The sequence below is a fragment of the Zavarzinia compransoris genome (assembly GCF_003173055.1).
Lineage (GTDB): Bacteria > Pseudomonadota > Alphaproteobacteria > Zavarziniales > Zavarziniaceae > Zavarzinia > Zavarzinia compransoris.
In genome coordinates this window covers 197,523-210,606 of sequence record NZ_QGLF01000003.1, presented here as the reverse complement: position 1 = coordinate 210,606, position 13,084 = coordinate 197,523, and the positions used below count along the sequence as shown (strand labels likewise).

The following is a 13,084-nucleotide window of genomic DNA, read 5'->3' as shown; positions in this document are numbered from 1 at the left end:
AGTCCTAAGATGACCGAGGCGCAAGTCGTCCGCTTCCACCAGACCGGCGGGCCCGAGGTTCTGTCCTACGAGACCGCGACCCTGGCCCCGCCGGGCCCGGGCGAGGTCCGCCTGCGCCAGACCGCCGTCGGGCTGAATTTCATCGACTGCTATCACCGCAACGGCCTCTATCCCCTGCCGCTGCCGAGCGGCATCGGTCTCGAGGCCGCGGGCGTGGTCGAGGACCTGGGGCCGGGCGTGGCCGGGCTTGCGGTCGGCGACCGGGTCGCCTATTGCCTGACGCCGATCGGCGCCTATGCCAGCCACCGCAATTACCCGGCCGACCTCCTGGTCAAGGTGCCGGCGGGGGTGGAGGACGAACAGGCCGCCTCCCTCATGCTGCAGGGGCTGACCGCCTGGTACCTGCTGTTCCGCACCTATCCGGTGACGGCGGGGGAGACGGTGCTGTTCCACGCGGCGGCGGGCGGTGTCGGCCTGATCGCCTGCCAATGGGCGAAGCATCTGGGCGTGCGCCTGATCGGCACTGCCGGCAGCCGGGACAAGGCCGAGCTGGCGCTCGCCCATGGCGCGGCCGAGGTCATTCTCTACCGGACCGAGGATGTGGCGAAACGGGTGCGCGAGCTGACCGGGGGCAAGGGCGTGCCCGTGGTCTATGATTCGGTCGGCAAGGATACGTGGGAAGCGTCGCTCGACAGTCTCGCCCCCCGCGGCCTGATGGTCAGCTTCGGCAATGCCAGCGGGCCGGTCGCCCCGGTCTCGCCCGGGATCCTGGGGCCCAAGGGCTCGCTCTACCTCACCCGGCCGACCCTGTTCCACTATATCGCCGACAAGGCGGAGCGGGACCGGGCGGCGGCCGAAATGTTCGACCTGGTCGCCCGGGGCGTGATCCGGACCAATGTCCGCCAGCGCTATGCCCTGGCCGATGCCGCCGAAGCCCACCGGGCGCTGGAGGCGCGGGAAACCGCAGGCTCGACGGTACTTCTGCCTTAAGAACCAAGGGTGACGGTTTCGGCGATCTCGATGCCGAAACCGGATACCCCGACATAGGACAGGCCCGAGGTCGACGAGGCCTTGGACACCAGATGGCGGATGGAGACCACGCCCAGGTCGCGCAGGATCTGGGCGCCGAGGCCGATCTCGCGCCATTGCCGGGTGCGCTGGGCTTCCGAACTGTCGTCCTCGCCGGTTACCGTGGCCGGCACGCCGGCGGTGCCGTCGCGGAGATAGAGCAGCACGCCGCGCCCCTCCGCCGCCATCCGCGACAGGGCCTTGTGGATCAGGGGTGCGCCGCCGAAGACATCGGCGATGACATTGGCCCGGTGCAGGCGGGTGGGCACATTCGTGCCGTCGCCGATATCGCCGAGGGTGAAGGCGAAATGCTGCACGCTGTCGAACGGCGTGACATAGGCGTGCCCGGTCAGCACGCCGGCCTCGGTCTCGACCTGGAAGGTCGAGACCCGCTCGACCAGTTTCTCGCGCATCTGGCGGTGGGCGATGATGTCGGCGACGGAAATCCGCTTCAGGCCGTGCTGGTCGGCGAAGGCTTCGATCTGGGCGCCCTTCATCACCGTGCCGTCGTCATTGGCCAGTTCGCAGATGACGCCGACCGGCGGCAGGCCGGCCAGGGCGCAGAGATCGACCGCGGCTTCGGTATGGCCGGAGCGCATAAGGACGCCGCCGTCCCGGGCGATCAGGGGGAAGACATGGCCCGGCCGGACGAAATCCGCCGGCCCCATATTGTTGTTGGCAAGGGCGCGCACGGTGTTCGAGCGCTGCTCGGCCGAAATGCCGGTGGTCAGGCCGTGGCGGACATCCACCGTCACGGTGAAATTGGTGCCGAGCGGGGCGTCGTTGCCGTTCACCATGGGATCGAGGCGCAGGCGCCGCGCCTCGGCCGCGGTCAGGGGCGCGCAGACGATGCCGCAGGTATGGCGGATGATGAAGGCCATCTTCTCCGGCGTGCACAGCGAGGCGGCGCAGATCAGGTCGCCTTCGTTCTCCCGGTCGTCGTCGTCGGTGACGATGATGATCTCGCCCCGGGCAAGGGCCGCCACGGCCTCGGTCACGGCTTTGGTCACGGCATTCTCCTTCTGCGCCGGCAGGCCGATGAAATCATTGGGAGTCACGGCGCCATCCGTGACCCGCAGCAGGATTTCCGCGGTTTCCCGCGACAGCCAGGGCGTCTCGTTATTGCACAATTGGGTGACGGCGGCCGGCGAGACGCCGATGCGGCGCGCCAGTTCGGTTCGTGTCAGCCCTGCCTGGGCCAGCCATGCCGTCAATTTCATGGCCGCCAGCATAGCGCCGAGATTTTTAAGTTAAACTAAAATTTTCTTCCGGCTTAAGAGATAGAAAAATTATCCTTGCGGCCGCAGCTGGTGCCGGAACGGCCGGATCAGGGCGGCGCCGACGATGAAGCCGCCGACATGGGCGATCCAGGCGATGCTTTCGGCCGAGGCGGCCCCGGTCACGCCGTCGAGGAGCTGGAACACGAACCAGATGCCGATGGTGAGAAAGGCCGGCACCGGCAGCGGCACGAAGCCGACCAGCACGATGACCGGCTGCCGGGGATAAAGCATGACATAGGCGCCGAGCACGCCGGAAATGGCGCCCGAGGCGCCGATCAGCGGCGCCTGCGACAGGGGGTCGACCAACCCCTCGCCCAGGGCCGCGGCCACGGCGCAGAAGAGATAGAACAGCAGGTAGAGCCCATGGCCGAGCGCATCCTCGACATTGTTGCCGAAGATCCAGAGGAACAGGATATTGCCCGCCAGGTGCCAGAAATCGCCGTGCAGAAAGGCATAGGTGACCATTGTGGCCAGCGGCCCGGCCCCGCCGATATCGATATCCCCGGGCAGGCCCTGGAACAGGAAATAGGGCACGAAGCCGTAGCGGATCGAATCCACTTCGCGGTGGCCGGTGATCAACTGCCAGAGAAAGACGGCGATGCAGGCGATCATCAGCGCATTGTTGACGACGGGCTTGCGCCGGGTCGGCAGGCCATCGGCGAGGGGCAGGACCACGGGTTTCCTTTCGGCGGCGGGGCCGGCAGCATAGCAAACCCGTGGCCTTGCGGCATCTCAGACGCTGCGCTTCGCCTTGTCCGCCGCCGTGGTCGCCTGGATGGCGGCGCGGGCGCGGCTCCAGTCGTCGTCGGACCATTGGCGCAGGTCGTTGAAATTGGCCCCGGTCGCCAGGAAATCGCCGCCGTCGATGGCGATGGTCTGGCCGTTCACATAATCGGCGCCCGGCGCCATCAGGAAGACGGCGAGATTGGCCAGTTCGGCCATGGCGCCGACCCGGCCCGTGGGATTCCGCGCCAGGTTCATGAAGGCGCTGCCGTCGTCGGTCGGGGTCAGGCGCTTCGACATGCCCTCGGTCGGGAAGGGGCCGGGGGCGATCGCGTTGAAGCGCACGCCCCGGCCCGCCCATTCGACCGCCAGGGACTGGGTCATGGCATGGATCCCCGCCTTCGACATGGCGGACGGCACGGTGAAGGGCGAGCCGTTGTGGACCCAGGTCACCAGGATCGACAGGACCGAGGCCCGGTCCCCCGCCGCCAGCCAGCGCTTGCCGCATTCGAGCGTGGTCAGGAACGAGCCCCGGAACACGATATTGGCGATGGCGTCGAAGCCGCGGGACGAGAGGTCTTCGGTCCGGCTGATGAAATTGCCGGCGGCATTGTTGACGAGGCCGGTCAGCGGCCCGCCGTCGGCCCAGATGAATGCGACCATGGCCGCGATCGCCTCCGCGTCGCGGATGTCGCAGGCGACCGGCACCACGCGGCCGCCGTGAGCCGCCGTCAGTTCCGCCGCCGTTTCCTCGAGGACGCTGCCGCGCCGCCCGCAGATATAGACCGTGGCGCCCAGCAGCAGGAACGCCTCGGCCATCACCCGGCCGAGGCCGGTACCGCCCCCGGTCACCAGGATGCGCTGGCCGGCCAAAAGGCCAGGGCGATACATCAGGTCGTCCAGTTTCATCGTCTTCTCTCCCTCGTCCGGCTCTGGCGGCCGCTCTTATTTATATATTTAAAACATTGATCTAAAACAAGGCGCGAAGCGGCGGCGGAAAAGGGGCTTGGCAGAGAAGGAGGTCAGGCGCGGCGGTGGTCGACGACGCCGTTCATCAGGAGATCGACCACCGCCTCGGCATAGCGGTTGCACAGGTCCTCGTCGATCTGCTTGACGCCGAAGGTGTAGCGCAGCGTGCTCGATTCCGCGAACAGGTGGTCGCAGGCGCCGGTGACGCAGAGGTGGAACATCATCGGGTCCATGGCGCGGAAATCGCCGCTGGCGACGCCTTCGGCCAGGATCGCGGCCTGGGTTTCCACCACCGGCTGGCTGAAGAATTGGGTCAGTTCCCGCGCCGCCTTGGAATCCGCATTGCGCAGCAAGGCGCGCAGCAGGCGGTAGAGATAGGGATAGCGAAAGAAGGTGCGGATCATGGCGGCCAGGTGCCGGCGCATCTTGTCCGGCGCCGGCATGCCGGAGGCCAGCAGCTTCTTCATGTCCGCGACCGCCTGGGCGGCGTCGCGCCGGACCAGGGCCATGTGCAGCCCGGTCTTGGTGCGGAAATAGTAATTCACCAGGGCGGCGTTCAGCCCCGCCCGCGCCGCCACATCGGCCACCGGCACGTCGATCGTGTTCCGTTCGGTCATCAGGGCGGCGGCGGCGGCCAGCAGTTGCTGGGCGGTATCGGGGGTCGCGCCGTCCTGCTGCTGGTGCCGGAGACTGGTCTTTTCTTGTGCCAAGGGGCTGTCCGTGAAGGGAAAGAACACCACTATACACTGTTTTAAATGCGCGTACTATCCACCCCGGCCCCGAGCGCCGAAAACCGTATCGGTTACATGGACGGCCGGGAGCAAGAAAAGCCTGGAGCGAGAAAAGCCGGAACAGGGGGAACGGGGGCATGAGCGAAACCACCATGCGCGCCATCTGGTGCACCGAATATCAGGATCCGGCGGGCCTGTCGATTGCCACGGTGCCGCGCCCCGTGCCCGCCCTGGGCGAGGTCCTGGTCAGGGTCCATGCCGCGGCGGTCGGCTTCGTCGACCTGCTCATCGCCGGCGGGCGCTATCAGGTGAAGCCGCCCCTGCCCTTCGCGCCCGGTTCGGAACTGGCGGGCGAGATCGTCGCCATCGGCCCGGGGGTGGAGGGCCATCACCTGGGCCAGCGGGTGATCGGCTGGGGCTTCACCGGGGCCTATGCCGATTATGCCGCGGTCGCCGCGGCCGGCCTCACCCCCCTGCCCGACAGCCTGTCCTTCGAGGATGCGGCGGGCTTCCGCATCAATTACGGCACCGCCTATCACGGGCTGGTCGATCGCGGCCGGGCGGTGGCGGGCGAGACCCTGCTGGTCCTGGGCGCGGCCGGTGCCGTGGGCGCGGCGGCGGTCCAGGTCGGCAAGGCGCTGGGCCTCCGGGTGATCGCCGCGGCCTCGAGCCCGGAGAAGCGCGAGTTCGCCCTGCATCTCGGCGCCGACGACGTGGTCGATTACACGGCGCCCGGCTGGCGCGACGACCTGAAGGCCAAGGCCGGGCCCCGCGGCCTCGACCTCGTCTTCGATACGGTGGGCGGCGATTATGCCGAACCGGCGTTCCGCACGCTCGGCTGGGGCGGGCGGCACCTGGTGGTGGGCTTTGCCGCCGGGCGGATTCCGGCCCTGCCCTATAATCTGGCGCTGTTGAAGGGGGCGGAACTGGTCGGGGTGGATTTCGCCCGCTTCGGCAATATCCACCAGCTGGAAAAGGCCCGGGCCAATGCGGCGCTGCTGTTCGACTGGCTGGCCGGCGGCCGGCTGAAATCCCTGCCCGGCGAGATCGTGCCCTTCGCGGATTTCGCCCGCGCCTTCACCGCCGTCGCCGGCCGCAAGGCGGTCGGGCGGGTGGTGCTGAAACTGGCCTAGCGCATTTTCCCGTGTCTGCGCAATGCCACGCAAGGGGGCGCAATTGTGGGCTGCGCGCATAGGGAATAGACAAGGCCGCGATGGGCCGGCGCAGCGGGACGCGGGCCGAAAGGGAGCTTGGGGTCGATGCGGCACGGCTTTGGTCTTTCCGCCTTGCGGAAGTTCGTTCTGGTCGGGGTGCTGGCGGCAGTGCTGTCGGCCTGCGGCGCCTCCGGCGCCGGCACGGACGACTTCGCCGAGGTGGCGACGCGCGAATTACTCGAAGATCATCTGATAATGCTCGGGGCATCCCCGGCCGAAGCCAAGGATCTGTCGCAGATCGAGATCGTGTCCGTGGACAACATCCGTTCCTCGGATGGCGCCACTTTCACGGCCGACATCGTGTTGAGGGTCAAGAAGACCGGCCGGAAGGACAGCTTTCCCCTGTCCATCCGCAAGATCGACGGCACATGGGTCATGGTCGAAACGCAACGGTGACGGATCGAACGCTCGCGGATCGGGCTGGCGCTGGTTTAATCGACCGGCATCAGCAGGGGGCCCAAGGGCCGGCCGCCGGTGATGTGGACGTGGAGATGCGGCACTTCCTGGTGGCTGTGCGCGCCATGGTTGGCGAACAGGCGATAGCCGCCGGCATCGACCCCGGCGGCCCGGGCGACGTCGCCCACCGCGCGCACGAAATCGGCGATCTCGGCATCCGATGCCTGCTGCGAGAAATCGTCCCACGAGACATAGGCGCCCCGGGGGATCACCAGGATATGCACCGGGGCCTGGGGGCGGATGTCGTTGAAGGCGATGCTGTGCGCGGTTTCATGCACCAGTTTCGCCGGGATCTCGCCGCGCAGGATCCTGGCGAAGATATTGTTCGGATCATAGGCCATCGGACTATTCCTTCGGTCGGCCGGCCTTTTCCTCGACGCCGGACTTGCCTTCGCGGGCTTCGAGTTCGGCCCAGACGGCGGCGGGTTCGATGCCCCGCTCGGCCAGCAGGATGAACAGGTGGAAAATCAGGTCGGCCGCTTCGCCGACCAGTTCCTTGTCGCTGCCGGCAACCCCGGCCAGGGCGGCCTCGACGCCTTCCTCGCCCACCTTCTGGGCGATCTTGCTGCGGCCCTTGGCGAACAGGCGGGCGACATGGCTGTTAGCCGCCTCGCTGCCCTTCCGCGACAGGATGACCTGATAGACCCGGTCCAGGATCGCGGGATCGCCCATTGCCGTCTCCGTCACAGCCGCATGGGCACGCCGCGCGCCGCCATGTGTTCCTTGGCCTCGCGGATCGAGAAGGTGCCGAAATGGAAGATGGAGGCCGCCAGCACCGCCGAGGCATGGCCCTCGACGATGCCGTCCGCCAGATGGTCCAGGGTGCCGACACCGCCGGACGCGATCACCGGCACGGTGACGGCATCGGAAACCGCCCGCGTCAGGCCGAGGTCGAAACCCGATTTGGTGCCGTCCCGGTCCATGGAGGTGAGCAGGATCTCGCCCGCGCCGAGCGAGACCATGCGCTGCGCCCACTCGATGGCGTCGAGCCCGGTGTTGCGCCGCCCGCCGTGGGTATGGACGTGCCAGCGGCCCTGGCCGTCCGCCTTGGCGTCGATGGCGACGACGATCGACTGGCTGCCCACCTTTTCCGCCGCCTCGCGGACGAAATCCGGGCGGCTGACGGCGGCGGAATTGATCGAGACTTTGTCGGCCCCGGCAAGCAGCAATTGCCGCACATCGTCGAGGGTGCGGACGCCGCCGCCCACGGTCAGGGGCATGAACACTTGTTCGGCGGTATGGCGCACCACGTCCAGCATGATGGCGCGGTCGTCGCTGGACGCCGTGATGTCGAGGAAGGTCAGTTCATCGGCGCCGGCGGCGTCGTAGATCCGCGCCTGTTCGACCGGATCGCCGGCATCGCGGAGATCGACGAAATTGACCCCCTTGACCACGCGGCCGTTGTGCACGTCGAGGCAGGGGATGACCCGGGCCTTCAGCATCACGCCGCCTTTCGCCGGGTCAGGGCCAGCGCCGCCGCCGGGTCCAGGCGCCCGTCGTAAAGCGCGCGGCCGGAAATGGCGCCGGCGATGGGCGTGCCCGCCACCGCCATCAGGGCCTCGATATCGGCAATGCCCGCCAACCCGCCGGAGGCGATGACCGGGATCGCCACCGCATCGGCCAGGGCCGCGGTGGCGGCGACATTGACGCCGGTCAGCAGCCCGTCGCGGGCGATGTCGGTGAAGATGACGGCGGCGACGCCCGCATCCTCGAAGCGCCGGGCAAGCTCGATCGCGGTGATTTCCGAGGTTTCGGCCCAGCCTTCCACTGCCACCCTGCCGTCGCGGGCGTCGATCCCGACCGCGATCCGGCCCGGGAACAGGCGGCAGGCCTCGATCACCAGGTCCGGGTTGCGCAGCGCGACCGTGCCCAGGATCACCCGCGTCAGGCCGCGGGCCAGCCAGCCCTCGATCATCTCCAGGCTGCGGATGCCGCCGCCCAATTGCACCGGGACGTCGGTCGCCTTCAGGATGGCTTCGACCGCCGGGCCGTTCACCGCATTGCCGGCGAAGGCGCCGTCGAGATCGACGACATGCAGCCATTCGAAGCCCTGGGCCTTGAAGGCAGCGGCCTGGGCGCCCGGATCCTGGTTGTAGACGGTGGCGCGGGCCATGTCGCCCTGGGCGAGGCGGACGCATTCGCCGCCCTTGAGGTCGATCGCGGGGTAAAGGATCACGGGCGCCACCTCAAGAAGCCGGCGATGAGCGACAGGCCGAAATCCTGGCTCTTCTCCGGGTGGAACTGGGTGCCGAACATATTGTCGCGGGCGACGATGGCGGTGACCGGGCCGGCATAATCGGCGCTCGCCACCAGATCCGCGTCGCGTTCGACCTGCAGGGCATAGGAATGGACGAAATAGGCATGAACGCCCGACCGCGCCTTGCCCAGCACCGGATGGTGGTGGTGGATGTGCAGGTCGTTCCAGCCCATGTGCGGGATCTTCAGCTTGGGATCGGCCGGGGTCAGGCGGTCGACCACGCCGGGCACCCAGCCGAAGCCGGCATGGTGGCCGTGCTCCCGCCCCTCGGTCGCCATCAGCTGCATGCCGATGCAGATGCCGAAGAAGGGCCGCGCCTTCGCCACCACCTGTTCGTGCAGCACGTCGAGAAGGCCGGGAATGGCGGCGATCGAGGTCTTGCAGTCGGCGAAGGCGCCGTCGCCCGGCAGCACCACGCGCTCGGCCCGGGCGATGACCTCCGGCCTGTCGGTGACCACCACCTGTTCGGGGCGCAGCCCGACCTCGGCGCCCATGCGCTCGAAGGCCTTGGCCGCGGAACGGAGATTGCCGGCGCCGTAATCGATGATGGCGACGGCGGGAATGGTGCCGCTCATGCCCTGGCCCTCAGAACGACGCTATCCTCGGCATCGGCCAGCGTATCGCCGGTGACGACGCCGATCACCGGCCGGCCGCGCCGGACCAGGGCCCGGCGGCGGATGTCGCCCGCCTCGAAACCGATCAGCAGCTGGGCGGCCAGCACGGTCACCGGCAGCAGGGGCCGGTCGGCGAGAAAGTGGAAATTCACCACCCCCGCCGTGCCCACCGCCAGGACCCAGACGGCCAGTTCGACGAAGGCGCCGCGGAACAGCAGCCACAGCGGCCCGAGCACGGCGGCGAAGAGCGAGAACCGCTCCGACACCAGGGCGATGCCCGCCGGCCCCTGATGCACCGTATAGGCGTTCGGGCGCATCAGAGGGTGCCGCCCAGCACGCCCTTGGTCGAGGGGATGGCGCCGGCCTGGCGCGGATCGATCTCGATCGCGGCGCGCAATGCCCGGGCCAGGGCCTTGAAGCAGCTCTCGACGATATGGTGGTTGTTCTCGCCGTAGAGGTTCTCGACGTGAAGGGTGATGCCGCCGGCCTGGGCGAAGGCCTGGAACCATTCCTTGAACAATTCCGTGTCCATTTCGCCCAGCTTGTCGCGGGTGAAGCCCACTTTCCAGATCAGATAGGGCCGGTTGGAACAATCCAGCGCCACCCGGGTCAGGGTCTCGTCCATGGGGATCAGGGCGTCGCCATAGCGCCGGATGCCCTTGCGATCGCCCAGCGCCTTGGTGAAAGCCTCGCCGATGGCGATGCCGGTATCTTCCGTCACATGGTGGAAGTCGATGTGGATATCGCCCTTGGCCCGGACCTCGAGGTCGATCAGGGAATGGCGGGAAAGCTGCTCCAGCATATGGTCGAGGAAGCCCACCCCGGTCGACACGTCGTATTTGCCGGTGCCGTCCAGGTTGATGGCGATGGAGATTTCGGTCTCCTTGGTCTTGCGGGCGATCGTGGCGGTCCGCATGGGGTTCCTCGACAAAAGCTGATCGCGCCCCTTTAGCACGGGCGGACGCGCTAGGCCACATTCGTGACGCCGCGCCGGGGCCCCCGGCGCGGCGGACCGGTCACAGCCCGTCGAACAGCGCGGTCGAGAGATAGCGCTCGGCGAAGCTCGGGATGATGACGACGATGCTCTTGCCGTCCATCTCGGGCCGGGCCGCGACTTCGAGCGCGGCCGACAGCGCGGCGCCCGAGGAAATGCCGCAGGCGATGCCTTCGAGCTTGGCCGCCTGGCGCGAGGTTTCGAAGGCGGTCTCGTTGCCGATGGTGATGACTTCGTCGATCAGGGCGCGGTCCAGGATGGGCGGCACGAAGCCGGCGCCGATGCCCTGGATCTTGTGCGGGCCGGGCTGGCCGCCGGACAGCACCGGGCTGTCCTCGGGCTCGACCGCGATCATCTGCACCGAGGGCTTCAGCTTCTTCAGGACCGTGCCGATGCCGGTGATGGTGCCGCCGGTGCCGACGCCGGCGACCACCGCATCGACCTTGCCCGCGGTGTCGTTCCAGATTTCCTCCGCGGTGGTGACGCGGTGGATGGCCGGGTTGGCCGGATTGGCGAATTGCTGGGGGATCACCGCGCCGGGGATTTCCTTCACCAGTTCCTCGGCCCGGTTGATGGCGCCGCGCATGCCCTTCTCGGGCGGGGTGAGTTCCAGTTCGGCGCCCAGGATCAGCAGCATCTTGCGCCGTTCCATCGACATCGATTCCGGCATACAGAGGATCAGGCGATAGCCCTTGGCGGCGGCGACGAAGGCAAGCGCGATGCCGGTATTGCCCGAGGTCGGCTCGATCAGGGTGGCGCCGGGCTTCAGCTTGCCCTCGGCCTCCAGCGCCTCGATCATGGCGACGCCGATCCGGTCCTTCACGCTCGACAGGGGATTGAAGAATTCCAGCTTGGCCAGGACTTCGGCCCGGGCGCCGGCCTGCTCGGCCAGGCGGTGCAGGCGCACCAAAGGCGTCGAGCCGATGGTCTCGGTGATATTGTCGTAGATCCGGCCGCGCCCGGGCTTGGTTTCCTTGGTCATTATCGTTCTCCTGTTGCGACCGGTCAGATCGAGAAGTCCATGCGTTCGCGGCCCTCGGAATGGACGCCGGCGGTTTCCGCCCGCCGGCACAATTCCTCGACGCTGATCGAATCGAGCTTGGCCATGATCGTATCGTGCAACTCCGTCCACAGCGGCTGCACCACCTTCTTGCCCAGTTCGGACGACATCGGCGTGCCCTCGCCCAGATCCTCCTCCTCGCCGGTTTCGATGGCGCCGACGACGCGGATGATCTCGCCCACCGTGATGCGGCGGCGTTCCCGCGCCAGGCGATAGCCGCCCTTCGGCCCGCGCACGCCCTTCAGGACGCCGGCATGGACCAATTGCTGCATCACCTGTTCCAGGTAACGCTGGGGGATCCCCTGGCGCCTCGTGATTTCCTTCGACTGCACCGGTTCGGGCCGGGCGTTATAGGCGATGTCGACGACCGCTTCGAGGGCAAACAGCATCTTGCGCGAGAGGCGTAGCATCAGATGTTCCGTTCCTTCACGGTCTGGGCGATGCGGGCGGCAAGCCGGCTCGCCACTTCGGTCTTGGGAAGCCGGGGCCAGGATTCCGTGCCCTCGGCGGTAACGATGTGGATTGTATTGTCGGCGGCGCCCATCACGCCGCCGTCCGGGCCGCTGCCGACGTCGTTGGCGATGATCCAGTCGCAGCCCTTGCGCGCCAGCTTGGCCTTCGCGTGGTCGACGACCTTTTCCGTCTCGGCGGCGAAGCCGACCACCAGGGCCGGGCGGCGCGGGCCGGGCCGCGAGATGGTGGCCAGGATGTCCGGATTCTCGACGAAGGACAGGGCGGGCACCCTGCCGCTGCCGTCCTTCTTGATCTTCTGGTCGGCCTCGCCGGCGACGCGCCAGTCGGCGACGGCGGCGGCGCAGACGGCGATATCGGCGGGCAGCGCGGCATCGACCGCCGCCGCCATCTGGCGCGCGGTCTCGACGTGGCGGGTCTCGACGCCGGCCGGATCGGCCAGGGTCACCGGGCCCGAGATCAGGGTGACCTGGGCGCCCAGCTTGGCCAGGGCGGCGGCCAGGGCATGGCCCTGCTGGCCGGACGAGCGGTTGGCGATATAGCGGACGGGGTCGATCGGCTCGTGGGTCGGGCCCGAGGTGACGACGATCCGCTTGCCGAGCAGCGGCCGGTCGCCCCGCGACTGGTAGAAGGCTTCGATCCCGGCCAGGATCTCATGGGGTTCGGCCATGCGGCCGGGGCCGTATTCGCCGCAGGCCATGTCGCCGTCGTTCGGCCCGATCACGGTGACGCCGTCGGCGATCAGCCGGGCGTGGTTGCGCCTCGTCGCCAGGTGGTTCCACATGCGGACATTCATGGCGGGCGCGATCAGCACCGGCTTGTCGGTGGCCAGCAGGGCGGTGGTCGCCAGGTCGTCGGCATGGCCGTTGGCCATCTTGGCCATCAGGTCCGCCGTCGCCGGCGCGACCACCAGGAGATCGGCATCGCGGCTGAGCTGGATATGGCCCATCTCCGCCTCGTCCGTCAGCGAGAACAGGTCGACATAAGCCTTGTCCCCGGTCAGCGCGGAAACCGACAGGGGGGTGACGAAGTGCTGGGCTGCCCGGGTCAGGATGGCGCGCACGGCAATGCCGCGCTCGCGCAGGCGGCGGATCAGTTCCAGCGACTTATAGGCGGCAATGCCGCCGCCGACGACCAGCAGAATACGTTTATCGGCCATTCCCCTGCCCTGGCGCGCGAAGAGAGGATTAGCCTTTTATACGCAATCTTGGTGGCCTTCAATAGAAATACCCGACGAATGCCGGGTT

Annotated in this window: 17 protein-coding genes; 3 read left to right on the top strand and 14 right to left on the bottom strand. The window is 68.0% G+C overall.

What is annotated here, in order from left to right; translation table 11 throughout:
* Positions 1 to 9 precede the first annotated feature (9 nt).
* Entirely contained in the window at positions 10 to 990 is a 981-nt protein-coding gene (locus DKG75_RS11640; RefSeq protein ID WP_109921292.1) for a quinone oxidoreductase family protein, read from the top strand.
* Here the strand turns inward: DKG75_RS11640 and ribB are convergent.
* From ribB to DKG75_RS11620, 4 genes are all read right to left on the bottom strand, one after another.
* Positions 987 to 2,288 (bottom strand): 3,4-dihydroxy-2-butanone-4-phosphate synthase, encoded by a 1,302-nt coding sequence (gene ribB, locus DKG75_RS11635; RefSeq protein ID WP_166646534.1) that lies wholly within the window; start codon positions 2,286 to 2,288, stop codon positions 987 to 989. The two genes, DKG75_RS11640 and ribB, sit on opposite strands and share 4 nt — an antisense overlap.
* Positions 2,289 to 2,357: 69 nt before the next feature.
* Entirely contained in the window at positions 2,358 to 3,023 is a 666-nt protein-coding gene (locus DKG75_RS11630) for a rhomboid family intramembrane serine protease (protein ID WP_208112115.1), read from the bottom strand.
* 57 nt (positions 3,024 to 3,080) lie between these two features.
* The gene (locus DKG75_RS11625) at positions 3,081 to 3,980 is read right to left on the bottom strand and encodes an SDR family oxidoreductase (RefSeq protein WP_109921290.1); all 900 of its coding nucleotides are present in this window, start codon (positions 3,978 to 3,980) and stop codon (positions 3,081 to 3,083) included.
* A gap of 113 nt (positions 3,981 to 4,093) precedes the next feature.
* Positions 4,094 to 4,750 (bottom strand): TetR family transcriptional regulator, encoded by a 657-nt coding sequence (locus DKG75_RS11620; RefSeq protein WP_133637015.1) that lies wholly within the window; start codon positions 4,748 to 4,750, stop codon positions 4,094 to 4,096.
* Positions 4,751 to 4,908: 158 nt separating this feature from the next.
* Between DKG75_RS11620 and DKG75_RS11615 the strand changes: the two genes are divergently transcribed.
* Together DKG75_RS11615 and DKG75_RS11610 are read left to right on the top strand one after the other, a co-directional pair.
* Entirely contained in the window at positions 4,909 to 5,904 is a 996-nt protein-coding gene (locus DKG75_RS11615) for an NADPH:quinone oxidoreductase family protein (RefSeq protein WP_243746566.1), read from the top strand.
* Between the two features lie 126 nt (positions 5,905 to 6,030).
* Positions 6,031 to 6,381: a hypothetical protein gene (locus tag DKG75_RS11610; protein ID WP_109921288.1), complete on the top strand. Its 351-nt coding sequence runs from the start codon at positions 6,031 to 6,033 to the stop codon at positions 6,379 to 6,381.
* 35 nt (positions 6,382 to 6,416) lie between these two features.
* Here the strand turns inward: DKG75_RS11610 and DKG75_RS11605 are convergent, their stop codons facing one another.
* From DKG75_RS11605 to coaBC, 10 genes are all read right to left on the bottom strand, one after another.
* Positions 6,417 to 6,782: an HIT domain-containing protein gene (locus tag DKG75_RS11605; protein ID WP_109921287.1), complete on the bottom strand. Its 366-nt coding sequence runs from the start codon at positions 6,780 to 6,782 to the stop codon at positions 6,417 to 6,419.
* Positions 6,783 to 6,786: 4 nt separating this feature from the next.
* The gene (locus DKG75_RS11600) at positions 6,787 to 7,113 is read right to left on the bottom strand and encodes a phosphoribosyl-ATP diphosphatase (protein WP_109921286.1); all 327 of its coding nucleotides are present in this window, start codon (positions 7,111 to 7,113) and stop codon (positions 6,787 to 6,789) included.
* 11 nt (positions 7,114 to 7,124) lie between these two features.
* Positions 7,125 to 7,883: an imidazole glycerol phosphate synthase subunit HisF gene (gene hisF / locus DKG75_RS11595; RefSeq protein ID WP_109921285.1), complete on the bottom strand. Its 759-nt coding sequence runs from the start codon at positions 7,881 to 7,883 to the stop codon at positions 7,125 to 7,127.
* Positions 7,883 to 8,617, bottom strand: coding sequence for a 1-(5-phosphoribosyl)-5-[(5-phosphoribosylamino)methylideneamino]imidazole-4-carboxamide isomerase (gene hisA / locus DKG75_RS11590; protein ID WP_109921708.1), 735 nt, complete (start codon positions 8,615 to 8,617; stop codon positions 7,883 to 7,885). Before hisA ends, hisF begins: the two co-directional genes overlap by 1 nt.
* The gene (gene hisH / locus DKG75_RS11585) at positions 8,614 to 9,273 is read right to left on the bottom strand and encodes an imidazole glycerol phosphate synthase subunit HisH (RefSeq protein ID WP_109921284.1); all 660 of its coding nucleotides are present in this window, start codon (positions 9,271 to 9,273) and stop codon (positions 8,614 to 8,616) included. Before hisH ends, hisA begins: the two co-directional genes overlap by 4 nt.
* On the bottom strand, positions 9,270 to 9,629 hold the full coding sequence (locus DKG75_RS11580) for a DUF2628 domain-containing protein (protein WP_109921283.1): 360 nt from the start codon (positions 9,627 to 9,629) through the stop codon (positions 9,270 to 9,272). Before DKG75_RS11580 ends, hisH begins: the two co-directional genes overlap by 4 nt.
* On the bottom strand, positions 9,629 to 10,228 hold the full coding sequence (gene hisB, locus DKG75_RS11575) for an imidazoleglycerol-phosphate dehydratase HisB (protein WP_109921282.1): 600 nt from the start codon (positions 10,226 to 10,228) through the stop codon (positions 9,629 to 9,631). The genes DKG75_RS11580 and hisB overlap by 1 nt, the downstream gene beginning before the upstream one ends.
* Positions 10,229 to 10,328: 100 nt before the next feature.
* A complete protein-coding gene (cysK, locus tag DKG75_RS11570) occupies positions 10,329 to 11,288 on the bottom strand; it encodes a cysteine synthase A (RefSeq protein WP_109921281.1) in 960 nt (319 codons plus the stop codon).
* 23 nt (positions 11,289 to 11,311) lie between these two features.
* The gene (locus DKG75_RS11565; protein WP_109921280.1) at positions 11,312 to 11,776 is read right to left on the bottom strand and encodes an RrF2 family transcriptional regulator; all 465 of its coding nucleotides are present in this window, start codon (positions 11,774 to 11,776) and stop codon (positions 11,312 to 11,314) included.
* On the bottom strand, positions 11,776 to 12,996 hold the full coding sequence (coaBC, locus tag DKG75_RS11560; protein ID WP_109921279.1) for a bifunctional phosphopantothenoylcysteine decarboxylase/phosphopantothenate--cysteine ligase CoaBC: 1,221 nt from the start codon (positions 12,994 to 12,996) through the stop codon (positions 11,776 to 11,778). Before coaBC ends, DKG75_RS11565 begins: the two co-directional genes overlap by 1 nt.
* Positions 12,997 to 13,084: the final 88 nt, after the last annotated feature.